At 62.0% G+C, this 25230-nt stretch carries 21 protein-coding genes; 11 read left to right on the top strand and 10 right to left on the bottom strand.

Annotated elements, in window-relative coordinates:
* The first annotated feature begins 46 nt into the window (after positions 1-46).
* Complete coding sequence (locus K5R89_RS19855; RefSeq protein ID WP_087827353.1) at positions 47-787, top strand: lipoate-protein ligase A; 741 nt, start codon at positions 47-49, stop codon at positions 785-787.
* On the opposite strand, the gene K5R89_RS19860 is transcribed toward K5R89_RS19855, so the two are convergent.
* Positions 747-1703: a LysR family transcriptional regulator gene (locus K5R89_RS19860; protein WP_087827354.1), complete on the bottom strand. Its 957-nt coding sequence runs from the start codon at positions 1701-1703 to the stop codon at positions 747-749. The two genes, K5R89_RS19855 and K5R89_RS19860, sit on opposite strands and share 41 nt — an antisense overlap.
* Before the next feature lie 116 nt (positions 1704-1819).
* On the opposite strand from K5R89_RS19860, the gene K5R89_RS19865 reads away from it, so the two are divergent.
* Positions 1820-2209 (top strand): tautomerase family protein, encoded by a 390-nt coding sequence (locus tag K5R89_RS19865; RefSeq protein ID WP_023290327.1) that lies wholly within the window; start codon positions 1820-1822, stop codon positions 2207-2209.
* 21 nt (positions 2210-2230) lie between these two features.
* Here K5R89_RS19865 and K5R89_RS19870 read toward each other — a convergent pair whose 3' ends face one another.
* A complete protein-coding gene (locus K5R89_RS19870) occupies positions 2231-2962 on the bottom strand; it encodes an HPP family protein (RefSeq protein WP_087827355.1) in 732 nt (243 codons plus the stop codon).
* 199 nt (positions 2963-3161) lie between these two features.
* Between K5R89_RS19870 and K5R89_RS19875 the strand changes: the two genes are divergently transcribed.
* Entirely contained in the window at positions 3162-4271 is a 1110-nt protein-coding gene (locus tag K5R89_RS19875) for an adenosylhomocysteinase (protein ID WP_004203536.1), read from the top strand.
* Positions 4272-4315: 44 nt separating this feature from the next.
* Here the strand turns inward: K5R89_RS19875 and cobT are convergent, their stop codons facing one another.
* From cobT to dacD, 6 genes are all read right to left on the bottom strand, one after another.
* A complete protein-coding gene (cobT, locus tag K5R89_RS19880; protein WP_087827356.1) occupies positions 4316-5383 on the bottom strand; it encodes a nicotinate-nucleotide--dimethylbenzimidazole phosphoribosyltransferase in 1068 nt (355 codons plus the stop codon).
* A gap of 27 nt (positions 5384-5410) precedes the next feature.
* Positions 5411-6151 (bottom strand): adenosylcobinamide-GDP ribazoletransferase, encoded by a 741-nt coding sequence (gene cobS / locus K5R89_RS19885; RefSeq protein WP_050533842.1) that lies wholly within the window; start codon positions 6149-6151, stop codon positions 5411-5413.
* A 310-nt stretch (positions 6152-6461) separates the two neighbouring features.
* On the bottom strand, positions 6462-6785 hold the full coding sequence (locus tag K5R89_RS19890) for a DUF496 family protein (RefSeq protein ID WP_002911883.1): 324 nt from the start codon (positions 6783-6785) through the stop codon (positions 6462-6464).
* Positions 6786-6952: 167 nt separating this feature from the next.
* The gene (locus tag K5R89_RS19895; RefSeq protein WP_064154368.1) at positions 6953-8011 is read right to left on the bottom strand and encodes an FUSC family protein; all 1059 of its coding nucleotides are present in this window, start codon (positions 8009-8011) and stop codon (positions 6953-6955) included.
* A gap of 98 nt (positions 8012-8109) precedes the next feature.
* A complete protein-coding gene (sbmC, locus tag K5R89_RS19900) occupies positions 8110-8583 on the bottom strand; it encodes a DNA gyrase inhibitor SbmC (protein ID WP_064157356.1) in 474 nt (157 codons plus the stop codon).
* Between the two features lie 185 nt (positions 8584-8768).
* On the bottom strand, positions 8769-9932 hold the full coding sequence (dacD, locus tag K5R89_RS19905) for a serine-type D-Ala-D-Ala carboxypeptidase DacD (RefSeq protein ID WP_050533861.1): 1164 nt from the start codon (positions 9930-9932) through the stop codon (positions 8769-8771).
* 180 nt (positions 9933-10112) lie between these two features.
* Here dacD and sbcB point away from each other — a divergent pair, with 180 nt between their 5' ends.
* Positions 10113-11537 carry an exodeoxyribonuclease I gene (sbcB, locus tag K5R89_RS19910; protein WP_023290333.1) on the top strand — a complete coding sequence of 475 codons (1425 nt, stop codon included), beginning with the start codon at positions 10113-10115 and terminating at the stop codon, positions 11535-11537.
* A gap of 221 nt (positions 11538-11758) precedes the next feature.
* Here sbcB and fusA read toward each other — a convergent pair whose 3' ends face one another.
* Positions 11759-13861, bottom strand: coding sequence for an elongation factor G (gene fusA, locus K5R89_RS19915; protein ID WP_032453436.1), 2103 nt, complete (start codon positions 13859-13861; stop codon positions 11759-11761).
* A 240-nt stretch (positions 13862-14101) separates the two neighbouring features.
* Between fusA and K5R89_RS19920 the strand changes: the two genes are divergently transcribed.
* The gene (locus tag K5R89_RS19920) at positions 14102-14410 is read left to right on the top strand and encodes a helix-turn-helix transcriptional regulator (RefSeq protein WP_023290335.1); all 309 of its coding nucleotides are present in this window, start codon (positions 14102-14104) and stop codon (positions 14408-14410) included.
* A 19-nt stretch (positions 14411-14429) separates the two neighbouring features.
* On the opposite strand, the gene nifJ is transcribed toward K5R89_RS19920, so the two are convergent.
* Positions 14430-17942: a pyruvate:ferredoxin (flavodoxin) oxidoreductase gene (nifJ, locus tag K5R89_RS19925; protein WP_077272041.1), complete on the bottom strand. Its 3513-nt coding sequence runs from the start codon at positions 17940-17942 to the stop codon at positions 14430-14432.
* 403 nt (positions 17943-18345) lie between these two features.
* On the opposite strand from nifJ, the gene nifH reads away from it, so the two are divergent.
* From nifH to nifE, 6 genes are all read left to right on the top strand, one after another.
* Positions 18346-19227, top strand: a complete 882-nt coding sequence (gene nifH, locus K5R89_RS19930) for a nitrogenase iron protein (RefSeq protein WP_004203553.1) — start codon at positions 18346-18348, stop codon at positions 19225-19227.
* A 16-nt stretch (positions 19228-19243) separates the two neighbouring features.
* Positions 19244-20692, top strand: a complete 1449-nt coding sequence (nifD, locus tag K5R89_RS19935; protein ID WP_023290337.1) for a nitrogenase molybdenum-iron protein alpha chain — start codon at positions 19244-19246, stop codon at positions 20690-20692.
* 55 nt (positions 20693-20747) lie between these two features.
* Positions 20748-22310, top strand: coding sequence for a nitrogenase molybdenum-iron protein subunit beta (gene nifK, locus K5R89_RS19940; RefSeq protein ID WP_023290338.1), 1563 nt, complete (start codon positions 20748-20750; stop codon positions 22308-22310).
* Between the two features lie 39 nt (positions 22311-22349).
* The gene (nifT, locus tag K5R89_RS19945; RefSeq protein ID WP_004203557.1) at positions 22350-22568 is read left to right on the top strand and encodes a putative nitrogen fixation protein NifT; all 219 of its coding nucleotides are present in this window, start codon (positions 22350-22352) and stop codon (positions 22566-22568) included.
* 10 nt (positions 22569-22578) lie between these two features.
* Positions 22579-23241: a NifB/NifX family molybdenum-iron cluster-binding protein gene (locus K5R89_RS19950; RefSeq protein WP_217259291.1), complete on the top strand. Its 663-nt coding sequence runs from the start codon at positions 22579-22581 to the stop codon at positions 23239-23241.
* A 608-nt stretch (positions 23242-23849) separates the two neighbouring features.
* Positions 23850-25223 carry a nitrogenase iron-molybdenum cofactor biosynthesis protein NifE gene (gene nifE, locus K5R89_RS19955; protein ID WP_217259292.1) on the top strand — a complete coding sequence of 458 codons (1374 nt, stop codon included), beginning with the start codon at positions 23850-23852 and terminating at the stop codon, positions 25221-25223.
* Positions 25224-25230 lie beyond the last annotated feature (7 nt).

A 25230-nucleotide genomic window follows, 5' to 3' on the forward strand; every position in this document is an offset into this window, starting at 1 on the left:
CCAGCCTTCGGAGGGCGCGACCCGCGCCCTCCGGTAAGGAGAACGCATGTCTCTGTTGCCCCTGGCCGACTGCTGGCCAAGCCGCTTTACCCCCGCCTCGCTGGCGCTGCAGTTTTGCGAGGACCCCACCCAGGCGGAACAACCGCTGTTTGCCAAAGCCGGCGCCGGCGAGGCCGTCGCCCAGCTCTGGCAGGCGCCGCAGGGATTCGTGGTGCCGGGGAGCTATCGTCAGTTTGCGGACCTGCCGGCGGTCAGCGCGCGTTTTGCCGCGCGGGGCTGGCCGGTATGGCTCCGCCGCTCCGGGGGCGGTCTGGTGCCCCAGGGGCCGGGGATTATCAACCTCAGCCTCGCCTGGCCGGTGCAGCAGCCGCTCGGCGAGGCCGCCGAACCCATCTATCACTCCCTGTGCGCTGTGCTGCAGCGCACCCTCGCGCGCTTCGGCGTTGCCAGCCACGCCCGGGCGGTGAGCGGTTCCTTTTGCGATGGCCGGTATAACCTCGCCTGCGGAGAGGGAGAGGAGGCGCGCAAGATTGTCGGTACCGCCCAGTACTGGCGGCCGCAGACGGCGAGCGGCGGCCATGTGGTGCTGGCCCATGCGGTGATCCTTATTGACGCCGACCTTAGCGCGGCGCATCAGGCGGCGAACGCCTTCGAAGCGCAGCTCGGCAGCGGGCGGGTCTACCGCGCCGACAAAACCGTCACCCTGGCGCAGTTGCTTCCCGGCGAGCGCCATCTGCTCCCCCGCTTCAGCGAGGCGCTGGCCCGGGAGCTGGACGCGGCTCGCTGAAGGTCGCTTTCAGGTAGCGGCTAAAGGTCTCCATCGCGCGCGACACCCGCGGAGTATAGGGCCGGATGACGTACAGCCGATCGGCGAACACCTCCACCGGCTGCCACGCCGGCAGCAGCTCCTGCACCAGCCCGCGGCCGATAGCCTCCCGGGCGCTAAAATCCGGCAGCAGCGCCACCCCCAACCCCGCCAGCACCGCATCGCGCAGCGACTCGCTGTTGTTGGTGGCGAACGGCCCCTGCACGTTGATGGTCACCCGCTCATCGGGCGTCTGGCGGGAGGCGAACGTCCAGTGCGGGCGCTGGGGCCCACGGGGATAGGTCAGGCACTGGTGTTGACGCAGATCGTCGGGCGTCTCCGGGCGGCCATGGCGGCGAATATAGTCGGCGGATGCGACGATCAGCGTGGCCGTGTGGCACAGCGGCCAGGCGACGTGGGTGTCCGGGAGCGCCTCGCGCCGACAGTGGCGGATGGCGAGGTCGAACCCTTCGCTGCCGAGAGAGACCAGCCGGTCGGTCACCTCCAGCTGCAGATGCAGCTGGGGATGCTGATGCAAAAAGGGCGCGATCGCCGGCACCAGCTGCTGACGGGAAAAGGCCACCGGCGCGGTCAGGCGCAACGTCCCCCGCAGCGGTCCGCCCTCATCGCAGGCGCCGGTGAAAATATCCCGCAGCTGGCCAAACGGCTCACTGAGCTCCGCCACCAGCCGTAGCCCGTCGTCGCTGAGGCTGACGCTGCGGGTGGTGCGATGGACCAGCGTTTTACCGGTCACCCGCTCCAGCTCGCTGATTTTCTGGCTGATGGCCGACTTGCTGATCCCCAGCTTTTCCGCGGCCCGGGTATAGCTTTTCTGCTCTTCCAGCACCGTCAGCCAGTAAAGATGGGCCCAGTAACTCTCCGGACGACTCTCGCTCATATTGATTGTTCACCAGTAAAAACAATGTATTCAACTATAGCGGTTTTTGCCCGCGACGGCATCGGCTAGCATCCATATCAGACAGCGATTATTCCCTAACGATAAGGACCACCTGCATGCCATTACTGACATTTGACCTGATTGAAGGCCGTACGGAACAGGAGATCAGAACCCTGCTGGATGCCGCTCATCGCGCCGTGCTGCGCGCCTTCGAGGTACCGGAACGCGACCGCTACCAGATTGTTCACGAAAACAAAGCCCATCATATGGTGATTGAAGATACCGGCCTCGGACTGACCCGCACGCGGGATCAGGTGGTGGTGCGGGTCTATACCAGCCCACGCAGCGACGCGCAGAAACAGCGTTTCTTCGCCATTCTGCAGGAGGAGCTGGCGGAGCACTGCGGCCTGAGCGGCGATGATGTGATGGTGTCGATTATCAGCAACCAGAAAGGCGACTGGAGTTTTGGCCGCGGGGTCGCGCAGTATCTTACCGGCGATCTCTAACCCGCGGCCGGGAGGGCGCTGTCAGCGGCGTCCAGCCGCCGCGATGCGCTGGCGCGCCTGCTGTTCGATATTTTCCAGCAGTTCCTGGACATCGTCTTCGTCAATGTCGAGGAACTGGCCTTCCAGCAGGGCGGCGTGAATATCTTCCCGGGTAACCGAAATGCCCAGCGGCAGCGCACGGGATTTGACCTCCTCCGCCGCCAGCGGATGGGGGTAGCGGCGGCCAACCAGATTGTTAAACACGATGGCCAGCAGCGCCAGCATCAGCGAGTTGAGCAGCACCGGCGTCAGCACAAAGTGATAGCCTTCGCTGTGCACCCCGGTGCCGCCGAGGATCGCCGTCAGGGCCACCGCGCCGCCGGGAGGATGCAGGCAGCGCAGAAAATACATCCCGGCGATGGCCAGCGCCGCCGCCAGCCCGCAGGCCAGCGCCGGGTCGGGCACCAGCATACCCACCGTGACGCCGATCAGCGCCGACAGCACATTGCCGCCGACAATCGACCACGGCTGCGCCAGCGGACTGCTCGGCACGCCAAACAGGAGTACCGCCGATGCGCCCATGGGGGCAATAAACCACAGGTTGACTTCGCCGAGCAGCCAGTGGCTGAACATGCTGGTCACCGCCAGCCCGGTGCCGGCGCCGATGGAGCCCAGCACAATATGCCGACGAGCCACCGGCAGCGCGTGCGGCTTCAGCCGCCCAAGGAAAATCCGCAGCCGTGAAAACAGGCCTGCGGGAATAACACTCAACATCGCTTTATCGCTCAGATCATAGGAGTTACTTATATTTTATTTTCTTTTTTTAACCTTACATTAACAACCCTGTATTTAGCAGGGGATCGCGCGGGCGGCGATTTCCGGGCGGCGCAGGGCTGTGAATTCTCGCCCGGGCTGATAGAATCCCTTTTCTGTCAGGGGGATACCCCTTTTGCGAACTGAAGGTCATAACCCAGTGAATAATAAAATCTCTTTAGCGAAAGAAGTGGCATGGGCCAGCCAGAATATGCCGCGTACCCTGCGTCAGGTCGCCGCCCTGCCCGACCTCAGCGGCGTCCGCCTTGCCTGCTGTATGCACCTCGACATGAAAATGATCCCGCTGGTGCAGGGGATCCTCGACAAGGGCGCTCAGGTCTTTTTAACCACCTGTAACCCCACCACCGTGCAGGACGACGTGGTGGCCTGGCTGGTGGAGCGCGGCGCCGAGGCCTGCGCCTGGCGCAATATGAGCGATGCCGACTGGCAACAGTCATGGGAAAAAGCGATCGCCTGGCAGCCCACTCACCTGTGCGAAATGGGGGCCGATATCACCACCCTCCTCCATCAGCGCGGCGAGTTCGGCAACATCGTGGCGGGTCTGGAAGCCACGGGCTCCGGCGTCAATCGACTGGGGGATATTCAGCCCGGCTATCCGATCTTTAACTGGGACGATCTGCCGGTCAAAGAGGGGCTGCATAACCGCCATATGGTCGGACTCACCGCCTGGCACACCTTCTTCCAGACCACTCATCTCACCCTGCATGAGAAAAAAGTGCTGGTGATCGGCTACGGCCTGGTTGGCCAGGGCGTCGCGGCGGCGGCAAAAGCCTTTGGCGGCCAGGTGATGGTGGCGGAGATCGATCCTGCCCGTCGGCTGCAGGCGGCCTATGACGGCTGGCACGTGGTCGATCTCCAGGAGGCTATCGCCTCGGCGGACGTGGTAGCCACCGCGACAGGCGGTAAAAACGTGGTTAATCGCCAGGCGCTGGACCGGGCGAAAGCGGGCGTGTTTATCCTTAACGTCGGCCACGTGGCGGAAGAGATCGACGGCGAGTACCTGCGCCAGTACCCTCAGGAAGAGGTGATGCCGTATATCAACGCCTACCGCATGGCTGACAAAACCGTCTACCTGATGGCCAATGGCTCGATGCTCAACCTGACCGCCGGCTTCGGCGACAGCCTTAACGCCTTTGACGTCACCCTGGCGGTGATGGCCAGCGGTATCGGCCATATTGTCAGCGACGGTATGCGCGCCCCGGCGCAGGTTTACCTGCTGCCGCAGGCGGTCTGGCAGCAGGCACTGTAAACCCGGCGCACCGTCCCCCATCCTCGAGACGATGCGCTTTATCATCAGGACGCTGGCGCGCTATCGGGCAGCACAATGTTGCTCTGCGCCAGGGTCCCCATCTGGTGGTACATCGCGCTGGCGGCATCCAGCAGGTGCATGGCCAGCGCGGCGCCGCTGCCCTCCCCCAGGCGCATGTCCATATCGAGATACGGGCGCAGACCCAGCGCGTCGAGGGCGATCCGCGCCCCTTTCTCCGCCGACAGGTGCGAAGGGATAAGATACGGATGCGCCGCCGGGGCTATGCGGCAGGCCGCCAGAGCCGAAGCGTAGGAGAGGAAGCCATCCAGCACCACCGGCAGGCCGCAGGAGGCCGCCCCGAGGATCACCCCGGTCATACCCACCAGATCAAAACCGCCCACCTTCGCCAGCACGTCCAGCCCGTCCGCCGGGTTCGGCTGGTTATGAGCGATCGCCTGGCGCACCACCGCCACCTTATGGCCCCGCTGCGCCAGCGGCAGATTGGCCCCGCAGCCCACCACCGCGTCGGGGTCGTTGCCGGTCAGGACGCTGATCGTCGCAGCGGCCGGGGTGGTATTGGCCATCCCCAGCTCCCCCATGCCAAAGACGTTCACCCCGTCGGCGGCGAGCTGGCGGGTGAAACGCATGCTGGCCAGCAGCACCGTCTCCGCCTGCTGACGGCTCATCGCCGCCGTCCGGGCGATATTTCCGCTACCGCGGGCCACCTTGAGGTTGATCAGGCCCGGCAGCGGCTCGGCGTCGATGCCGACATCCACCACCTCCACTCTCACGCCAGCCTGCGCCGCCAGCACGCAGACGCCGGTATTGCCCCGCACCATATTGCCGGCATGAATGGCCGTCACCGCCTGCGGGGAAGGGGTCACGCCTTCATGCCAGACGCCGTGGTCGGCGCACATGACAACGATGGCTTTTTCAGTCAGCGCCAGCTGCCCCTGCAGCCCCGGCAGACCGGCCAGCTGTACCGCCAGGCTCTCCAGACGGCCAAGGCTGCCGGGCGGCTTTAACAGGCCATCAATATGCTGCTGCGCGCGCGCCATGCCCGTCACATCGGGCTGCGGAATGGCAGCCAGTAACGCCGAAAGTGTTTCCATTCTGTTCCTCACCGTTGATGCCAGGCCTTACAGTAGCGCCAGTAAAAAGAGTAATTCACCCAGCTCGATCGCCGCTCCGAGGGTATCCCCGGTCTGCCCGCCGAGGGTTCGCTTCAGCGCCCACCCCAGACCCCAGATCAGCACCAGGGCGATCAGCGCGGCGCGCAGCCCATGCAGCCCCAGCAGGGCGGTGGCCAGCGCGATCGCCAGCGCCATCGTCACCAGCGTCTGCTGCAGGCTAATTTTGCCAATAAACAGATTGCCCAGCCCTTTTTCCCGCGCATAGCGATGGCGATACATCAGCAGCACCGCCATTCCGCGACCGACGGCGCAGGCCGCTGCCAGCGCCGCGATGGGGTTGACATCGCGCAGCAGCAGTTCGCCGACCACCAGCACCTTCGCCACCAGCACAAAAATCAGCGCCAGCCCGCCGTGGGTACCCAGCCGGCTGTCGCGCATGATCTCCAGCATTCGATCGCGGGTGCGGGCGGAGAAGATGCCGTCGCAGGTATCGGCCAGCCCGTCAAGGTGAAATCCGCCGGTGAGCAGCGCCAGCGCCAGCGCGCCGAACAGCGCCGCCAGCGGGACGCCGCACCACGGCTGCAGGAGGTACACCACCGCGCCGGCGATGGCGCCGAGCAGTAAACCGACCAGCGGGAAGGTGACGATACTGCGCTGGTACTGTTCGATCTCCAGGCCCTGAGATAACCGCGCCGGGACCGGCAGACGGCTGATAAACGAGAGTGCGGCAAAGAATGACTTAATCACGTGGGGTTGACTCCTGTCGGCGAAAGCAGCGGAAGAGATTCTGTCGCGCCCGGTCAGCACCTGAGTTTGTCTTCTGGCGAATCGATCGTCGGAGAGGTGAGAGGTGTTGAGATATCGCCCTGACGCCGCTGCGTCAGATGCCCGGCCAGGATGAGAGAAACCTTTCCGATATCAATACGTTTTCGCGGGGCAGTATAGCAAAGAGTCGGTGCAGAGAGGCAGTTGCCGGGACAAAGTTTTCGCAGAAAAAGAGACGGGAGGGGGTAGTGCAGAACAGCCCGGCGACGCTGACGCCGCCGGACAGCTGGGATTAGCCTTCGACTTTGGCTTCACCCATCACTTTCAGTTTTTTAGAGATGTCGCGGCGCTCTTTGGACAGCTCGGCATTCTTGATGATGTAGTCATCAACGCGGTCTTCGTAATCGCTCTTCATGCTGGCGATGATGCCCTGGATGGCTTCCACGCTCATGCCCGGTTTGATGTAGTCGCTGAGGTTGTCCAGCAGCAGAACGCGCTTCTGGTTATCACGGATCTTTTTCTCAACGTCCTGAATTTCACGCTGCAGTTTGTTCTTACGACGGTACAGACGAACAAACTCCAGTACGTCCTGGAAAGAAGGCTTAGTTGTTTCCATTTTTACACCCCTAATAATTGAGATTCGGATTCGTAAAGCGACTGCGTTATAGGGCTAACATAACTGCTAGCAGTCGCTGATGACAATGTTTTTTCCTTTGCGTTTATCATAACCCTAAACGCTGCTGAATCGAAACAACCCGTGCAGTTACCCGGTGCATCTGGTGCTTATTTGCGCAACGCGCGGCAGATCAGATGCGACAGCAGCTCCAGCTGGCGCGCCAGTTCAATAGAGAGCCAAACATAGCCATGGATCGGGGTTTCCGCCAGGCTCTCGTCACCCTGCTCTTTCATCAGCTGGCGCAGTTCGAGGACGATCTCATTCAGCTTTTCATTATTGGCGCGCACAGGCTGAGGGTTCCCTTCGTACAGCGCGTGGGCGATGGCCAACAGCGTCTGCTGGGTCATCTGCTGCGTCTCCCGCAGGGTGTGCGCGTTCAGCATGACGAAGTGGCCCGGACGGGTTGCCCACCAGGCGTTGATCTGCAGCTCCAGCATGCACACGAGGTTGCGGCTGACGGTCTGGATAGCCTCGAAGATCGCCTTCTGGATGTGCGTCTCTTTGCTGGCGGGGGTGATCAGCCCGCGCATTTTGACGACGTCGTTGAGCGCCTGTTGGAGATGCTTTTCCAGCCGCGGCCGATCCACCAGATTTGGCGAGAAGCCGGCCTGGTAGAGGCGGTTGAAGTTGGTGACATAGCTGGCCATCTGGATGCGCCAGTGGATAAACGCCCGCTGCGGCCAGATACCGGTAAACAGCATCGCCAGCAGCGAGCCGAAGATCACGTCGCCGCTTCGCCACAGCGCGGTATGCATATCGCCCGGCGGCGCCCCGACCACCACCGACAGGGTGATGCCGATCAGAAGCGCCTGATAGGGTTTCTTGCCCAGCGCCAGCCAGCCGCAGAGGAACATCGCCGCCGCGCACCAGAGGACCATCAGCGGCAGGGAGATAAGCTCAAGCTTCAGCGCCACCAGCCCCAGCGCCGAGCCGAGGATCGTGCCGCCGATGCGCTGAAACGCCCGCGGCACGACGTTGCCCCAGAAGGAGATCGGCCCCATTACCACCACCAGGGTGATGAGAGGCCAGGTCCCTTCAGGCACGTTCAGCAGCCGCACCAGCAAAAAGGTGAGCACAAAGGCCAGCGCAATCCGCACACCATGCACCACCCGATAATGGCGATACAAGCGGATCTCAAATGGCTTGAGTGATTTATCAGCGCGCACAACCCTCTCCGGCAAAACGAAAAGGCCAATTGTAACTGCTTTTTCGCCCGGAGCGTGCCGGGAATGTAAAAATCCTTGTCCGGAACAGGGGTAAATCGCTACGACGCGACGCGGGCGACGGGAACATACATGTCGATATCCCAGTAGCCGTCGTGGTTGCCGTCGTTAAGATAGACCTCAAAGCAGGGCTGGGGGGCGATGCGATACGCCGTGCTCTGCAGCAGGCTGTCGAAAAACTGCCTCCACGGGGTGGCGAAGTCGTGATCTAACACCCGCGCGCGGGCGCAGGCGTAATCCCCGCCGGCAATCGCCGTTATGATCACCCCTTCGCTGTTGGCGGGAATGACGTAATCCTCGTCAACGGCGACCACGGTGGCGCAGCGCAGTTTTTCCGCCGGCACGTCCTCCGGGTTATCGTAGTAGACGGCAAGCCACTCGCGGGCGGGCACCTGCCGGCCCTCAACCCACATCATCAGTTGCTCAAACCCCTGCCTGACGGTTTGATCCCAGGGCCCGACCAGATGGAAACCGGCAATGGTTTTCTTGCCGAGGGGGGTGACGCTGTAGTTCATCTTGCCTCCTTCATGAACAAATTACTGTATAAACGTACAGTCAATCTAGCAGGAGATCCCCCCTCAGTATGTGCGCGAATTCACAGAGTCGCCATTGCGGCTGATGAAAAAAACGGCGATGTTGTCGCCGCGTCTGCCGGGCGGCAGGCGAAAAAAAACCGCCTGCAAAGAGGCGGTTGGCGTGGTTACAGCTCGTGGTGCAGGTAATCGCTCATTCGCGAGAACACCCCGCCTTTATTAATGCTTTCGAGGGTGACCAGCGGATAGTGGCCCACGATCTTGTCGCCGTCATACAGCGAAATCTCGCCGACCCGCTGGTTGGCGGCGATCGGCGCCTCCAGATCCTTTTTATCCAGCACGTATTTCGCCTTAATCCGCGACACTTCCGCCTTCGGCAGCGCTAACCAGAAATCCTGATCGGTGCCGAGCTTAATCTGCTCTTTATCGCCGTACCAGATGCGCTCGCTGCCGACCTTCTGCCCCTTCTGCAGCACCTGCACGGTGTCGAAGTTCTGCTGTCCCCAGTGCAGCAGTTTCGCGGCCTGCTGCTCGCGGCCTTTCGGGCTGTCGGCCCCCATCACCACGGCGATCAGCCGGCGCTGGCCATCCACCGCCGAGGCGATCAGGTTGAACCCGGCGCCCGACGTGTGGCCGGTTTTCAGGCCATCGACGTTCAGGGTTTTATCCCACAGCAGACCGTTACGGTTTTGCTGGGTAATGCCGTTCCACGTCAGGCTTTTCTGGCTGTACATGTGGTAGACGTCAGGCTCGCCATGGATAATCGCCCGCGACAGCACCGCCAGGTCATAGGCCGAACTGTGCTGGCCCGGGGCATCAAGGCCGTGGACGGTTTCGAAATGGGTATCCTGCAGATGCAGTTTTTCGACATACTGATTCATCAGGGCGACAAACTGCGGCTGACCGCCGGCGACATAGTCGGCCAGCGCGACGCAGGCGTCGTTTCCGGAGTCGACAATCAGCCCGCGGCTGAGGTCGCGGACGCTGACGCGATCTCCTGGCTTTAAGAACATCAGGGATGACCCGTCGAACACCGGGTTGCCCTTCGCCCAGGCGTCTTTCCCCACGGTGACGATATCGTCAAAGGTGATACGATGGCTGTCGATGGCGCGATCGACCACGTAGCCGGTCATTAATTTGGTCAGGCTGGCAGGATTGCGCTGCTGATGTTCGTTACCCGCGGTCAGTACCTGACCGGTGGTGTAATCCATCAGCACCCAGGAGCCAGCCTGAATGGAAGGCGGCGCGACCGTAGCAGGTAAGTCGACGGCAAATGCGCAGGAAACGCTCGAAGCGAGCAAAGATACAGCAATAAACAAACGGCCTTTCAACGGCATATCCTCTAGAATTACAGATCCGCCGTCCTTTTTACGGAACTTCGCGTTTCATATCAGGGTTTAATTGCAAGAAAATATGACACGGCGGAGGATGTTGCTTGCCGTTACCCTTCTGATGACCGGGCAAATCGTTTACCATACCGGTCGCACGCCACCACGGATAATGAACAGACTATGCAAGACAGCGTCAACCAGCCCGGATTTTTATTCCACGATTATGAAACCTTCGGCACCAGCCCTTCCCTTGACCGGCCGGCGCAGTTCGCCGCCATCCGCACCGACGCGGAGCTGAACGTGCTGGGCGAGCCCGAGGTGTTTTACTGCAAGCCCGCTGACGATTACCTGCCGCAGCCGCAGGCGGTAATGATCACCGGGATCACCCCGCAGGAAGCGCTGGCCAAAGGGGATAACGAGGCCGCGTTTGCCCGCCGCATCCACGATCTGTTCACGGTGCCGCAAACCTGCATCGTCGGCTATAACAATGTGCGCTTTGATGACGAAGTGACGCGGAATATCTTCTATCGCAACTTCTATGACCCTTATGCCTGGAGCTGGCAGCACGATAACTCGCGCTGGGATCTGCTCGACGTGATGCGCGCCTGCTATGCCCTGCGTCCGGAAGGGATCGCCTGGCCGGAAAATGACGAGGGTCTGCCGAGCTTCCGCCTTGAACATCTGACCGTCGCCAACGGTATTGAACACCAGAACGCCCATGACGCGATGGCCGACGTGTACGCCACCATCGCCATGGCGAAGCTGGTGAAAACCCGGCAGCCGCGGCTGTTTGACTATCTCTACAGCCACCGCAATAAGCGCAAGCTGGCGACGCTCATCGACGTGCCGCAGATGAAGCCGCTGGTGCATGTCTCCGGCATGTTCGGCGCCGCGCGCGGCAACACCAGCCTGGTGGCGCCCCTGGCCTGGCATCCGGAAAACCGCAATGCGGTGATTATGGTCGATCTGGCGGGGGATATGGCGCCGCTGCTGGAGCTGGATGCGGACGCCCTGCGCGAGCGGCTTTACACCCCGCGCGCCGAGCTTGGCGATCTGCCGGCGGCGCCGATTAAGCTGGTGCATTTGAACAAATGTCCGGTGCTGGCCCAGGCCAATACCCTGCGCCCGCAGGATGCCGACCGGCTGGGGATCTCCATTCAGCGCTGTCTGGAGAATGCTCAGCTGCTGCGGGCGAATCCGCAGGTGCGGGAGAAAGTGGTGGCGGTGTATGCCGAAGCCGAGCCGTTCGTGCCGTCCGAAAACGTCGACGCCCAGCTTTACAATGGGTTCTTTAGCGATGCCGACCGCGCGGCGATGAAAATCGTGCTGGAAACGGAACCGCGCAATCTGCCGGCGCTGGATATCACCTTCGCCGACAAGCGCATCGAACGCCTGCTGTTTAACTACCGGGCGCGCAACTTTCCCGGCACGCTCGATGAAGCCGAGCAGCAGCGCTGGTTAGAGCACCGTCGTCAGGTATTTACGCCTGAGTTTTTGCAGGCCTATGCCGATGAACTGCAGATGCTGTATCAGCAGTATGCGGATGATAAAGAGAAGCTGGCGCAGCTGAAGGCGCTGTGGCAGTACGCGCAGGATATTGTCTGATTGGCTGAAATTCCCGGGTTGCGGCTAACGCCTTACCCGGGCTACAAACGATGACCGGGGAGGACACCTGACCGTAGGCCCGCGCAAGCGCAGCGCCGCCGGGCATTGCATCCCCGGTTCGTGCTTACCTTTTTGCCCGGTGGCGGCTTCGCCTTACCGGGCCTGGGCGCTGGTACCAGAGTAGCCCGGGTAAGGCGAAGCCGCTACCCGGGATGACTGGCTTAACTTTTCGCGCGGCTGGCGATGATTTCATCCGCTACGTTGCGCGGCGCTTCCGCGTAGTGGTGGAACTCCATGCTATAGGTTGCTCGTCCCTGAGACATCGAGCGCAGCGTGGTGGAATAACCAAACATCTCCGCCAGCGGCACATCGGCGCGGATGATCTGGCTGCCGAAGCGCTCTTCCATCCCCTGCACCATCCCGCGACGGGAAGAGAGATCGCCCATGATATTCCCGGCGTACTCTTCCGGCGTTTCCACCTCCACGTGCATCACCGGCTCAAGGATCACCGGGTCCGCTTTGCGCGCCCCTTCCCGGAAGCCGAAGATCGCGGCCATGCGGAACGCCATCTCCGAGGAGTCCACGTCGTGGTACGATCCGAAGGTCAGGGTCGCTTTCACGTCAACCACCGGATAGCCCGCCAGCACGCCGGTGCCCATCGCTTCGCGCAGCCCTTTCTCCACGGAAGGGATGTACTCGCGCGGCACTACCCCGCCTTTGGTGGCGTCCTCGAAGACGAAACCGCTGCCCGGCTCCAGCGGCTCAAGGGTCAGCACGACGTGCCCGTACTGTCCTTTACCGCCGGACTGGCGCACAAATTTGCCCTCCACGTCCGTCACTTTCTTGCGCAGGGTTTCGCGGTAGGTGACCTGCGGACGACCAATGTTGGCCTCGACGTTAAACTCGCGCTTCATCCGGTCGACAATGATCTCCAGATGCAGCTCGCCCATGCCGGAGATAATCGTCTGGCCGGACTCTTCATCGGTATGCAGACGGAACGACGGATCTTCCGCCGCCAGCCGCTGCAGCGCGATGCCCATTTTCTCCTGGTCCGCTTTGGTCTTCGGCTCAATCGCCAGCGAAATCACCGGCTCCGGAAACTCCATCCGCTCAAGGGTAATCACCGCATCCGGGTCGCATAACGTATCGCCGGTAGTGACATCCTTCAGCCCAACGCAGGCCGCGATATCCCCGGCGTGCAGTTCGTCCACTTCGTGGCGATCGTTGGCCTGCATCAGGACGATACGCCCGATGCGCTCTTTCTTGCCCTTCACCGGGTTCCATACCGCATCGCCTTTCTTCAGCGTCCCGGAGTAGACGCGGATAAAGGTCAACTGGCCGACGTAGGGGTCGGTCATCAGTTTGAACGCCAGCGCCGACAGCGGCTCATCGTCGCTCGGATGGCGTTCCGCCGGCTGGCCTTTCTCATCCACGCCCTGTATCGCCGGAATATCCAGCGGCGACGGCATCAGCTCCACCACCGCGTCGAGCATGCGCTGCACGCCTTTGTTTTTAAAGGCGCTACCGCAGAGCACCGCCTGGATTTCACCCTTCACCGTGCGCTGGCGCAGACCGGCGACGATCTCCGCCTCGTCCAGCTCGCCGGTTTCGAGGTATTTATCCATCAGCGCATCGCTGGCCTCCGCCGCCGCCGAGACCATTTTCTCCCGCCACTCGCGGGCAGTCGCCAGCAGATCGTCAGGGACCGGTCCGTAGCTGAAGGTCATGCCCTGGGTGGCGTCATCCCACAGGATGGCGCGCATTTTCACCAGGTCGACGACGCCGGTGAAATGCTCTTCGGCGCCAATGGGGATAACAATCGGCACCGGGTTGGCCTTCAGGCGGTCGATCATCATCTGCACCACGCGGAAGAAGTCCGCGCCGGGGCGGTCCATCTTGTTGACGAAGGCCAGCCGCGGGACATGGTATTTATTCGCCTGGCGCCAGACGGTCTCCGACTGGGGCTGAACCCCGCCGACGGAGTCATACACCATCACCGCGCCGTCGAGCACGCGCATGGAACGTTCCACCTCAATGGTGAAATCCACGTGCCCCGGGGTGTCGATGATATTGATCCGGTGCGGCTCGAAGCTGCGGTCCATACCCGGCCAGAAGCAGCTCACCGCCGCCGAGGTAATGGTGATCCCGCGCTCTTGCTCCTGGGCCATCCAGTCGGTGGTTGCCGCGCCATCGTGTACTTCACCCAGCTTATGGCTCATCCCGGTGTAAAACAGGATGCGCTCGGTGGTGGTGGTTTTACCGGCATCGATATGCGCGGAGATACCGATGTTGCGATAACGTTCGAGGGGGATGGGTCGGGGCATGATGCGTCCTTAGTCGTTTTGACTGTCAGTCTGCGGTCGGAATGATCCGCAGTTCATTTTACTGCCGCTTATGATAGTACAATTGTACGAGTATATTCGAACTGTTTTTACTATTATTATGATTGGTCAGGTTGCGGCGGCGCGCGTGGCATGAGAACAGGAGTTTGGGTATAGTAGCCGCCAGCCGCCGATACGGGCTGCGACCGCCATGCGCCGCGCCACCGCCGACACAGGATTATTATGATCGCCAATCACCCTGAACGAGAACAAATTCGCCTGGAAAATGTCCTTTCCGCGCTCGGCAACCCGCTGCGACTGGAGATCATCCGCACGCTGGCCGACGGCAGCGAGCAGAGCTGTAACGCTCTGCGTCAGGAAGAGGTGGCCAAGTCCACCATGACCCACCACTGGCGCGTCCTGCGCGACAGCGGTGTGATCTGGCAGCGGCCTCAGGGACGGGAGAATATGATTTCACTGCGCCGGGAAGATCTGGACGCCCGTTTTCCCGGCCTGCTGGATACGCTGCTGAACGTGATGCAGCAGTCGTGAATCGCTAACCTGCTGCCTGCTACTCCCCCGCCAGCCGCTGGTACTGCCTGAAACGGGCCCGGGCATCCTCCTCCGTTTGCCGGAACAGCGCGTCCGCCAGATCCGGCGTGGTTTTGTGCAGCGCGGCATAGCGCACCTCGCCAAGCAGAAAGTCGCGGAAGCTCTCTTCCGGCTCTTCGGAGTCCAGTATAAACGGCGTTTTGCCCTCGGCTTCGCGCTGTGGATGGTAGCGCCACAGGTGCCAGTATCCCGCCTCCACCGCCCGCTTCGCCTCGCGCTGACTGCAGCGCATCCCGGCTTTCAGGCCGTGGTTGATACAGGCGGCGTAGGCGATCACCAGCGACGGTCCCGGCCAGGCTTCAGCCTCGGCGATGGCCCGCAGGGTCTGATCTTTATCAGCGCCCATGGCGATCTGCGCAACGTAAACATTACCGTAGCTCATCGCCATCATGCCGAGATCTTTTTTCCGCGTGCGTTTCCCCTGGGCGGCAAACTTGGCGATCGCCGCCACCGGGGTCGATTTGGACGACTGGCCGCCGGTGTTGGAGTAGACCTCGGTATCGAACACCAGAATATTGACGTCTTCCCCGCTGGCCAGCACATGATCGAGACCGCCGAAGCCAATATCGTAGGCCCAGCCGTCGCCGCCGAAGATCCACTGCGAACGCCGGACGAAATAGTCACGGTTCTGCCAGAGCTGCTCCAGCAGCGGAACCCCCTCTTTTTCCGCCGCCAGCAACGCACTGAGGCGGTCCGCACGCTCGCGGGTCCCCTCCCCCTCGTCCTGCTGCGCCAGCCATTGCCGCATCGCGGCGTGAAGCGCGTCGCTGACCGGCAGCGCCAGGGCGCGAGTCATCTCCCCGGCGATCTGTTGGCGGATCGCCTGGCCGCCGAGCATCATGCCCAGCCCGAACTCGGCGTTGTCCTCAAACAGCGAGTTTGCCCAGGCCGGCCCGTGGCCGCGGTGGTTGGTGGTATAGGGCATCGAAGGCGCGCTGGCGCCCCAGATCGAAGAGCAGCCGGTGGCGTTGGCGATCAGCATCCGGTCGCCAAACAGCTGGGTGATCAGCCGGGCATAGGGCGTTTCGCCACAGCCCGCGCAGGCGCCGGAAAACTCCAGCAGCGGCGTTTCGAACTGGCTGCCTTTGACCGTCGTTTTGCGAAACGGGTTATCTTTTGGCGCCAGCCCCAGCGCGTAGTCCCAGACCGGGGCCATCGCGCGCTGGCTGTCGAGGGAGGCCATCTGCAGCGCCTTGCCGCGCGACGGGCAGCTCTCCACGCAGTTGCCGCAGCCGGAGCAGTCCAGCGGCGAGACAGCCAGATGATAGTGGTAGTCTTTGGCCCCCTGGGCCGGTTTGCTCAGCAGCCCGGCGGGCGCCGTATCCTGTTCTTCAGCGTTCAGCAACGCCGGGCGGATCGCCGCATGCGGGCAGACGAAGGCGCACTGGTTACACTGGGTGCAGCCGTCGGGCTGCCAGACCGGCACCTCCAGGGCAATGCCGCGCTTCTCCCAGGCGGCGGTGCCGGAGGGAAAGGTGCCGTCTTCCATCCCGGCGAAGGCGCTCACCGGCAGCAGGTCGCCACGCTGGCGGTTCATGGGCTGCAGAATATCGCGGATGAAGTCCGGCATCAGGGTTGTCGCCTGCGGCGCCGGCGCCTCGAGGGTCGCCCAGTGGGCGGGAACCGTCACCCGACGCAGCGCCGCCATCCCCAGCTCGATCGCCCGCTGGTTCATCTCAATGACGCTCGCCCCTTTGCTGCCATAGCTTTTCTCCACCGCCTGCTTGAGATAGTCCGCCGCGGTTTGCGGATCGATAATCGCCGTCAGCTTAAAGAACGCCGCCTGCATCAGCATGTTAAAGCGCCCGCCGAGGCCCAGCTCGCGGGCGATGTCCACGGCGTTGAGGGTATAAAAGTCGATCTTTTCCTGCGCCAGATAGCGCCGGACGCTGACCGGCAGGTGCTGCTCCAGCTCCGCCTCGGACCAGCTGCAGTTGAGCAAAAAGGTGCCTCCCGGCTTCAGCCCCTCCAGCAGGTCGTAGCGGTCGACATAGGATTGCTGAGAGCAGGCGATAAAATCGGCCCGGTGGATCAGGTAGGGCGAGGTGATTGGCCGGTCGCCAAAGCGCAGGTGCGAGACGGTGATCCCCCCGGACTTTTTCGAGTCGTAGGAAAAGTAGGCCTGAGCATAGAGCGGCGTGTTATCGCCGATGATCTTAATGGCGCTTTTGTTCGCCCCGACGGTGCCATCCGAGCCCATGCCCCAGAATTTGCAGGCGGTGATCCCGGCGTGGGAGACCGCCAGCGGCACCTGCCGGGCGGGCAGCGAGGTAAAGGTGACGTCATCGACAATGCCCAGGGTAAACCCGTCCTTCGGCAGCGGCTGCCGAAGATTGTCAAACACCGCGGCGATATCGTTGGGCAGCACATCCTTACCGCCGAGGGCGTAGCGGCCGCCGACAATCAGCGGCGCATCGTCGCGTTGATAGAAAGCGTTTTTGACGTCGAGGCACAGCGGTTCCGCCTGCGCCCCCGGTTCTTTGGTGCGGTCAAGGACGGCAATGCGCTGCACGCTGGCGGGCAATTGCGCGAAGAAGTGCGCCAGCGAGAACGGCCGATAGAGATGAACGCTGAGCAGCCCCACCTTCTCCCCCGCCGCATTCAGCGCATCCACCACCTCCTGGACGGTGTCGCACACTGAGCCCATGGCGATAATCACCCGCTCGGCGTCCGGCGCGCCGTGGTAATTAAACAGGTGATATTCCCGCCCGGTGAGCGCGGTGATCTTCGCCATATAGCTTTCCACCAGATCGGGCAGCGCGAGGTAGAAGCGGTTACCGGCCTCCCGCTCCTGGAAGTAGATATCCGGGTTTTGCGCGGTGCCGCGGATCACCGGGTGATCCGGATGCAGCGCCTGACGACGAAAGCGCTCCAGCGCCGGGCGGTCCAGCAGCGCCGCCAGCTGCTCATACTCCAGCACCTCGATCTTCTGTATTTCGTGCGAAGTGCGAAAGCCGTCGAAGAAGTTGATAAAGGGTATCCGCCCGGCGATCGCCGCCAGATGCGCCACCGCCGACAGGTCCATCACCTGCTGAACGTTATTCTCCACCAGCATGGCGCAGCCGGTCTGGCGCACCGCCATCACATCCTGATGGTCGCCAAAAATATTCAGCGAATTGGTCGCCAGCGCCCGGGCGCTAACGTGAAAGACGCCCGGCAGCAGCTCCCCGGCAATTTTGTACAAATTGGGGATCATCAGCAGCAGCCCCTGCGACGCGGTGTAGGTGGTTGTGAGCGCCCCCGCCTGCAGCGCGCCGTGCACCGCCCCGGCGGCGCCGGCTTCAGACTGCATCTCCATCAGGCGCACCGGCCGACCAAAGAGGTTCTTTTTCCCCTTAGCGGCCCATTCATCGACATTCTCCGCCATCGGGGTGGAGGGGGTAATGGGATAGATGGCCGCCACGTCGGTAAAGGCGTAGGAGATCCAGGCCGCCGCCGCGTTGCCATCCATTGTTTTCATGTTTCCGGACATCGTTCAATCCTCGAAGGTGAGCGTTCTCTTTACCGCGACAGCCCGCGGCAAACCCTGTTTCCTCTTCAAGCACAGCCTGTGCCAGCTCGCGGATTGCCGCCTGTCGCTTATTAATTCAACAGGTTAAGGGAAGAAAGGCGCAGGTCCGTCCGGCGGAATTGCGGGGAATAAGACACAGGGCGCGACAAGCTGTTGAACAGGCGACAAAGCGCCGCGCCGGGCCGGTGGCGGGAAATTGTTCTGTTTCGCACATTTGGTGGCGTTATTGTGCCGTTTGCGCAGGCCCCCGGCGCGGCCGGTTTACAGAAAATACTTATTTATCAAATAACTGCATAAAAAATCACAGCTGGTATGTTCCCTGCACTTCTCTGCTGGCAAACACTCAACAACAGGAGAAGTCACCATGACCATGCGTCAATGCGCTATCTACGGTAAAGGCGGTATCGGTAAATCAACCACCACCCAGAATCTCGTTGCGGCCCTCGCCGAGATGGGTAAGAAAGTGATGATCGTCGGCTGCGATCCGAAGGCGGACTCCACCCGTCTGATCCTCCACGCTAAAGCCCAGAACACCATTATGGAGATGGCGGCGGAAGTGGGCTCGGTCGAGGATCTGGAGCTCGAAGACGTACTGCAAATCGGCTATGGCGATGTACGTTGCGCCGAATCCGGCGGCCCGGAGCCAGGCGTTGGCTGCGCCGGACGCGGGGTGATCACCGCCATCAACTTCCTCGAAGAAGAAGGCGCCTATGAAGAAGATCTGGATTTCGTCTTCTATGACGTCCTCGGCGACGTGGTCTGCGGCGGCTTCGCCATGCCGATCCGCGAAAACAAAGCCCAGGAGATCTACATCGTCTGCTCCGGGGAGATGATGGCGATGTATGCCGCCAACAATATCTCCAAGGGGATCGTGAAGTACGCCAAATCCGGCAAGGTACGCCTCGGCGGCCTGATCTGTAACTCGCGCAAAACCGACCGCGAAGACGAGCTGATCATCGCCCTGGCGGAGAAGCTCGGCACCCAGATGATCCACTTTGTTCCCCGCGACAATATTGTGCAGCGCGCAGAGATCCGCCGGATGACGGTGATCGAGTACGACCCGACCTGTCAGCAGGCCAACGAATATCGTCAGCTGGCGCAGAAGATCGTCAATAACACCAAAAAAGTGGTGCCGACCCCCTGCACCATGGACGAGCTGGAGTCGCTGCTGATGGAGTTCGGCATCATGGAAGAAGAAGACACCAGCATCATTGGTAAAACCGCCGCTGAAGAAAACGCGGCCTGAGCACAGGATCCTCACCATGACCAACGCAACAGGCGAACGTAACCTTGCGCTCATCCAGGAAGTCCTGGAGGTGTTTCCCGAAACCGCGCGCAAAGAGCGCAGAAAGCACATGATGATCAGCGATCCGCAGATGGAGAGCGTCGGCAAGTGCATTATCTCGAACCGTAAATCGCAGCCCGGGGTGATGACCGTGCGCGGCTGCGCCTACGCCGGCTCGAAAGGGGTGGTGTTTGGGCCGATTAAAGACATGGCCCATATCTCGCACGGCCCCATCGGCTGCGGCCAGTACTCGCGCGCCGGACGGCGCAACTACTATACCGGCGTTAGCGGCGTCGACAGCTTCGGCACCCTGAACTTCACCTCAGATTTTCAGGAGCGCGATATTGTCTTCGGCGGCGATAAAAAGCTGAGCAAACTGATTGAAGAGATGGAGCTGCTGTTCCCGCTGACCAAAGGGATCACTATTCAGTCTGAGTGCCCGGTGGGCCTGATCGGCGATGACATCAGCGCCGTGGCCAACGCCAGCAGCAAGGCGCTGGATAAACCGGTGATCCCGGTGCGCTGCGAAGGCTTTCGCGGCGTCTCGCAGTCGCTGGGCCACCATATCGCCAACGACGTGGTGCGCGACTGGGTGCTGAACAACCGCGAAGGGCAGCCGTTTGCCAGCACCCCGTATGATGTCGCCATCATTGGCGATTACAACATCGGCGGCGACGCCTGGGCCTCGCGCATTCTGCTGGAAGAGATGGGGCTGCGCGTAGTGGCGCAGTGGTCCGGCGACGGCACCCTGGTGGAGATGGAGAACACCCCGTTCGTTAAGCTAAACCTCGTCCACTGCTACCGTTCGATGAACTATATCGCCCGCCATATGGAGGAGAAACATCAGATCCCGTGGATGGAATATAACTTCTTCGGCCCGACCAAAATCGCCGAATCGCTGCGCAAGATCGCCGATCAATTTGATGACGCCATTCGCGCCAATGCGGAAGCGGTGATCGCCAAATATGAGGGGCAGATGGCGGCCATCATCGCCAAATATCGCCCGCGGCTGGAGGGGCGCAAAGTGCTGCTGTACATGGGGGGGCTGCGGCCGCGCCACGTCATCGGCGCCTATGAGGATCTCGGGATGGAGATCATCGCCGCCGGCTACGAGTTTGCCCATAACGATGATTACGACCGCACCCTGCCGGACCTGAAAGAGGGCACTCTGCTGTTTGACGATGCCAGCAGCTATGAGCTGGAGGCCTTCGTCAAAGCGCTGAAGCCCGACCTCATCGGCTCCGGGATCAAAGAGAAATATATCTTCCAGAAAATGGGGGTGCCGTTCCGCCAGATGCACTCCTGGGACTATTCCGGCCCCTATCACGGCTATGACGGCTTCGCCATCTTTGCCCGCGATATGGATATGACCCTGAACAATCCGGCGTGGAACGAACTGACTGCCCCGTGGCTGAAGTCTGCGTGATTGCCCCTTCACTGTCCCGTCAGTCCACCGATTTGTGGCGCGGGAGGAGAACACCATGAGCCAAACGATCGATAAAATTCACAGCTGTTATCCGCTGTTTGAACAGGATGAATACCAGACCCTGTTCCAGAACAAAAAGAGCCTTGAAGAGGCGCACGACGCGCAGCGCGTCCAGGAGGTATTTGCCTGGACCACCACCGCCGAGTATGAAGCGCTGAACTTCCAGCGCGAGGCTTTGACCGTCGACCCGGCCAAAGCCTGCCAGCCGCTCGGGGCGGTGCTCTGCGCGCTGGGGTTCGCCGGCACCCTGCCCTACGTCCACGGCTCTCAGGGCTGCGTCGCCTATTTCCGCACCTACTTTAACCGCCATTTTAAGGAGCCGGTGGCTTGCGTCTCCGACTCGATGACCGAGGACGCGGCGGTGTTCGGCGGCAACAACAACATGAATCTGGGCCTGCAGAATGCCAGCGCGTTGTATAAACCCGAGATTATCGCCGTCTCCACCACCTGCATGGCCGAGGTGATCGGCGACGATCTGCAGGCGTTTATCGCCAACGCCAAAAAAGAGGGATTTGTTGACGACAGTATCGCCATTCCTTACGCCCATACCCCCAGCTTTATCGGCAGCCATGTCACCGGCTGGGACAATATGTTCGAAGGGTTCGCGAAGACCTTTACCGCTGACTACGCCGGGCAGCCGGGCAAACTGCAAAAGCTCAATCTGGTGACCGGATTTGAGACCTATCTCGGCAACTTCCGCGTGCTGAAGCGGATGATGGCGCAGATGGATGTCCCCTGCAGCCTGCTCTCCGACCCTTCAGAGGTGCTCGACACCCCCGCCGACGGCCATTACCGGATGTACGCCGGCGGCACCAGCCAGCAGGAGATCAAAACCGCGCCGGACGCCATTGACACCCTGCTGCTGCAGCCATGGCAGCTGGTGAAAAGCAAAAAGGTGGTTCAGGAGATGTGGAATCAGCCCGCCACGGAGGTAGCCGTTCCGTTGGGTCTGGCCGCTACCGACGCGCTGCTGATGACCGTCAGTCAGCTGACCGGCAAACCGATCGCCGACGCCCTGACCCTTGAGCGCGGCCGGCTGGTGGACATGATGCTGGACTCCCACACCTGGCTGCACGGCAAAAAATTCGGCCTCTACGGCGATCCGGATTTCGTGATGGGCCTGACGCGCTTCCTGCTGGAGCTGGGCTGCGAGCCGACGGTGATCCTCAGCCATAACGCCAATAAACGCTGGCAAAAGGCGATGAAGAAAATGCTCGACGCCTCGCCATACGGCCAGGACAGCGAAGTATTCATCAACTGCGACCTGTGGCACTTCCGGTCGCTGATGTTCACCCGTCAGCCGGACTTTATGATCGGTAACTCCTACGGCAAGTTTATCCAGCGCGATACCCTGGCGAAGGGCAAAGCCTTCGAAGTGCCGCTGATCCGTCTCGGCTTTCCGCTGTTCGACCGCCATCATCTGCACCGCCAGACCACCTGGGGCTATGAAGGCGCGATGAACATCGTCACGACGCTGGTGAACGCCGTGCTGGAAAAACTGGACCACGACACCAGCCAGCTGGGCAAAACCGATTACAGCTTCGACCTCGTTCGTTAACCATCAGGCGCCCCGCCGCAGGCGGGGCCAGGAGGGAGTATGCCCATCGTGATTTTCCGTGAGCGCGGCGAGGCGCTGTATGCCTATATCGCCAAACAGGATCTGGAGGCCCGGGTGCTTCAGGTCGAACATGACGAGACGGACCGCTGGGGCGGCGCGATTGCCCTTGAAGGGGGACGTCGCTACTACGTCAATCCGCAGCCGGGGCGGCCGGTCTTTCCGATAAGCCTGCGCGCCACCCGCAGCACGCTGCTATAAGGAGCTGGAAATGTCCGATAACGATACCCTTTTCTGGCGTCTGCTGGCGCTGTTCCAGACGCTGCCGGAGCTGCAGCCGGTGCAAGTCGTCGACTGGCTGGCGCAGGAGTGCGGCGAAACCTTGACCCCGGCACGGTTAACCACCCTGACGCAGCCTCAGCTGGCCGCCAGCTTTCCTTCGGCGACGGCGGTGATGTCCCCGGCCCGCTGGGCGCGGGTCATCGCCTGCCTGCAGGGGGTGCTGCCCGGCCATTTGCGCATCGCCCGGTCACCCCAGCGGACGCCCCAGCTGCAGGTCGCCTTCTGTTCGCAGGATGGCCTGGTCATCAATGGTCATTTTGGCCAGAACCGGCTGTTTTTTATCTATGCCTTCGATGACCAGGGCGGCTGGCTGGCGGATCTCCGCCGCTATGCCTCCCCTTCGGCGACGTCTGACGCCAGCGAGATGCGCGCCAGGCTGCTGGAGGATTGCCATTTGCTGTTTTGCCAGGAGATTGGCGGGCCTGCCGCCGCGAGGTTGATCCGCCATCAGATCCATCCGATGAAAGCGCCGCCGGGCATGACGATCCAGGCCCAGTGCGAGGCGATCAATACGCTGCTGGCCGGCCGTTTGCCGCCGTGGCTGGCGAAGCGCCTCAACCGGGATAACCCTCTGGAGGAACGTGTTTTTTAATCGTTGTGTTGTGCTTGTTGCCCGCCGACCCCGCGGGCCTTTTTTTGCCCCCGCAGGGGGCGTCCTTTCTTTCAGCCAGGCAAGCGCCTGAGGACAGGGACATCCTTTCTTTCAGCAAGGCAAGCGCCGCAGGACAGGGACAAAAGTGACAGCGGGGGGTTAGGCGCATCAGGAAAATTGGCGAGAACGCAGGCGCGCATCCAGGACTGGCCGCCAGGACGGCGGCCAGAGGGCGGTCGAGACAGGGATGTCGAGTCCGCCCGTTCCGCCAGATGAAGCCGGAGTGGAGCGGACCGCGCAGCGGCAATTTTCAGCGCCATGCGGGGGGTCATGGGGGGCGGGCGAAACGCCCCCCATGCCGTTCACCCGCAGAGGGCGCGATGAAATAGTGAGGAAGGTCGGTGAACGGAATATTCCACCTTATCGATCCTTCCCGCCTTTCACCAGTCTGAAATCCAGTTATCAGCGCGATAAATCATGCCTTACCCCTGTCTGATTGTTGCCTTTGTCGCAAAGCCCACAACCCTTTTTCCTTAAAAATCAACCCCCCTCTCCCTGGAGCGCGAATTGCATCACCTCCCCGGTCTCCCACCGTCAACGAGGTCACTATGAAGGGAAAGGAAATTCTGGCGCTGCTGGACGAACCCGCCTGCGAGCACAACCAGAAGCAAAAATCCGGCTGCAGCGCCCCTAAGCCCGGCGCCACCGCCGGCGGCTGCGCCTTCGACGGCGCGCAGATAACGCTCCTGCCCATCGCCGATGTCGCGCACCTGGTGCACGGCCCTATCGGCTGCGCGGGAAGCTCGTGGGATAACCGCGGCAGCTTCAGCGCCGGCCCGGCCCTCAACCGGCTCGGCTTTACCACCGATCTCAACGAACAGGATGTGATTATGGGCCGCGGCGAACGCCGCCTGTTCCATGCCGTGCGTCACATCGTCGACCGCTATCGCCCGGCGGCGGTCTTTATCTACAACACCTGCATACCGGCGATGGAAGGCGATGACATTGAGGCGGTGTGCCAGGCCGCGCAGACCGCCACCGGCGTCCCGGTCATCGCCATTGACGCCGCCGGCTTCTACGGCAGCAAAAATCTTGGCAACCGGATAGCGGGCGACGTAATGCTCAGGCAGGTGATTGGCCAGCGCGAACCCGCCCCATGGCCGGACAACACGCCCTTTGCCCCGGCCCAGCGCCACGATATCGGCCTGATTGGCGAATTCAATATCGCCGGCGAGTTCTGGCAGGTCCAGCCGCTGCTCGATGAGCTGGGGATCCGCGTCCTCGGCAGCCTCTCCGGCGACGGCCGCTTTGCCGAGATCCAGACCCTTCACCGGGCGCAGGCCAATATGCTGGTGTGCTCGCGAGCGCTGATCAACGTCGCCCGGGGGCTGGAGCTACGCTACGGCACGCCGTGGTTTGAGGGCAGCTTCTACGGGATCCGCGCCACCTCCGATGCCTTGCGCCAGCTGGCGGCGCTGCTGGGGGATGACGACCTGTGCCGCCGCACCGAGGCACTGATCGCCCGCGAGGAGCGAGCAGCGGAGCAGGCGCTAGCGCCGTGGCGCGAGCAGCTCCGCGGGCGCAAAGTGCTGCTCTACACCGGCGGCGTGAAATCCTGGTCGGTGGTCTCGGCCCTGCAGGATCTCGGCATGACCGTGGTGGCCACCGGCACGCGGAAATCCACCGAGGAGGACAAACAGCGGATCCGGGAGCTGATGGGCGACGAGGCGGTGATGCTTGAGGAGGGCAACGCCCGCACCCTGCTCGACGTGGTGTACCGCTATCAGGCGGATCTGATGATCGCCGGCGGACGCAATATGTACACCGCCTGGAAAGCCCGGCTGCCGTTCCTCGATATCAATCAGGAGCGGGAGCACGCCTACGCTGGCTACCAGGGCATCATCACCCTCGCCCGCCAGCTCTGTCTGACCCTCGCCAGCCCCGTCTGGCCGCAAACGCATGCCCGCGCCCCGTGGCGCTAGGAGAACA

The organism is Klebsiella sp. TF21-TM, from assembly GCF_019753495.1.
Lineage (GTDB): Bacteria > Pseudomonadota > Gammaproteobacteria > Enterobacterales > Enterobacteriaceae > Klebsiella > Klebsiella quasipneumoniae.

Bases quoted from the DNA above. Each gene is read 5' to 3' on its own strand.
- K5R89_RS19855 (WP_087827353.1), top strand. From the start codon at position 47: ATGTCTCTGTTGCCCCTGGCCGACTGCTGGCCAAGCCGCTTTACCCCC.
- K5R89_RS19860 (WP_087827354.1), bottom strand. From the start codon at position 1,703: ATGAGCGAGAGTCGTCCGGAGAGTTACTGGGCCCATCTTTACTGGCTG.
- K5R89_RS19865 (WP_023290327.1), top strand. From the start codon at position 1,820: ATGCCATTACTGACATTTGACCTGATTGAAGGCCGTACGGAACAGGAG.
- K5R89_RS19870 (WP_087827355.1), bottom strand. From the start codon at position 2,962: ATGTTGAGTGTTATTCCCGCAGGCCTGTTTTCACGGCTGCGGATTTTC.
- cobT (WP_087827356.1), bottom strand. From the start codon at position 5,383: ATGGAAACACTTTCGGCGTTACTGGCTGCCATTCCGCAGCCCGATGTG.
- K5R89_RS19890 (WP_002911883.1), bottom strand. From the start codon at position 6,785: ATGGAAACAACTAAGCCTTCTTTCCAGGACGTACTGGAGTTTGTTCGT.
- sbmC (WP_064157356.1), bottom strand. From the start codon at position 8,583: ATGAACTACAGCGTCACCCCCCTCGGCAAGAAAACCATTGCCGGTTTC.
- sbcB (WP_023290333.1), top strand. From the start codon at position 10,113: ATGCAAGACAGCGTCAACCAGCCCGGATTTTTATTCCACGATTATGAA.
- fusA (WP_032453436.1), bottom strand. From the start codon at position 13,861: ATGCCCCGACCCATCCCCCTCGAACGTTATCGCAACATCGGTATCTCC.
- K5R89_RS19920 (WP_023290335.1), top strand. From the start codon at position 14,102: ATGATCGCCAATCACCCTGAACGAGAACAAATTCGCCTGGAAAATGTC.
- nifJ (WP_077272041.1), bottom strand. From the start codon at position 17,942: ATGTCCGGAAACATGAAAACAATGGATGGCAACGCGGCGGCGGCCTGG.
- nifH (WP_004203553.1), top strand. From the start codon at position 18,346: ATGACCATGCGTCAATGCGCTATCTACGGTAAAGGCGGTATCGGTAAA.
- nifD (WP_023290337.1), top strand. From the start codon at position 19,244: ATGACCAACGCAACAGGCGAACGTAACCTTGCGCTCATCCAGGAAGTC.
- nifK (WP_023290338.1), top strand. From the start codon at position 20,748: ATGAGCCAAACGATCGATAAAATTCACAGCTGTTATCCGCTGTTTGAA.
- nifT (WP_004203557.1), top strand. From the start codon at position 22,350: ATGCCCATCGTGATTTTCCGTGAGCGCGGCGAGGCGCTGTATGCCTAT.
- K5R89_RS19950 (WP_217259291.1), top strand. From the start codon at position 22,579: ATGTCCGATAACGATACCCTTTTCTGGCGTCTGCTGGCGCTGTTCCAG.
- nifE (WP_217259292.1), top strand. From the start codon at position 23,850: ATGAAGGGAAAGGAAATTCTGGCGCTGCTGGACGAACCCGCCTGCGAG.